Below are 620 nucleotides of genomic sequence, written 5' to 3'. Positions count from 1 at the left end.
GCCACGGCGACCGCGACCGCGGCGGCCGCAGGGGTGCAGACGGCGAGCAGGAAGATGAAGCCCACCAGGAAGGCGAAGAACGCGGCGACCAGGAGGTAGGGGCGCAGCTCGGGGGTGGTCACGGAGCCACCGCCCGGTACTCGGTTCCGGTCGATGCCGGCGCCTCGGTAGGCTCGGCCGCATGGCAACAGAGCTGCACTACTACGGGTCCGTCTTCGCCCTGTCCACGGCTTATTCGGATCAGCACTGGCGGGAGAAGCTGTCGGCCGACGTCGACTCTGTTCGCGACTCTCGATCCGGCCGGTTCATCGCCCTTCCGCTTGACGACGGACGAAGCGTCGAACTTCTCATCGACTGGGATACTCGCTACGCCCTCGTCTCCAACATTCAGTTCCCCGCGCCGTCGGCTGAGGGCCACGAGTTCAGCTAGGCGGATCTGAGGATCGCGCGACCATGACGTTCGACGCTTCAGGGCGCGGGCGTATCGCCGCGGGTGCGCCGCCATCCACGCGTACAGCTCGTGCGTGTGCCGCGCGATCGTGCACGCTCGACACGGGGACATGCTCCCGCTCGGGTGCGCTGCGCAGAACGGGGACGGGGCGGTCATGATGCCACCGCCT

General features: G+C 68.1%; 1 protein-coding gene. It reads left to right on the top strand.

The features are described 5' to 3' along the window. The first annotated feature begins 181 nt into the window (after positions 1-181). Positions 182-430 (top strand): hypothetical protein, encoded by a 249-nt coding sequence (locus tag LL239_RS17550; protein ID WP_228164609.1) that lies wholly within the window; start codon positions 182-184, stop codon positions 428-430. The last annotated feature ends 190 nt before the right edge of the window (positions 431-620 follow it).

Origin of the sequence: Microbacterium testaceum (genome assembly GCF_020781835.1) — a bacterium.
Lineage (GTDB): Bacteria > Actinomycetota > Actinomycetes > Actinomycetales > Microbacteriaceae > Microbacterium > Microbacterium testaceum_H.
This window is presented reverse-complemented; position numbering and strand designations above follow the sequence as displayed.

What these genes read in the sequence shown, in the direction of transcription:
- LL239_RS17550 (WP_228164609.1), top strand. Translation starts at nt 182, where the DNA reads ATGGCAACAGAGCTGCACTACTACGGGTCCGTCTTCGCCCTGTCCACG.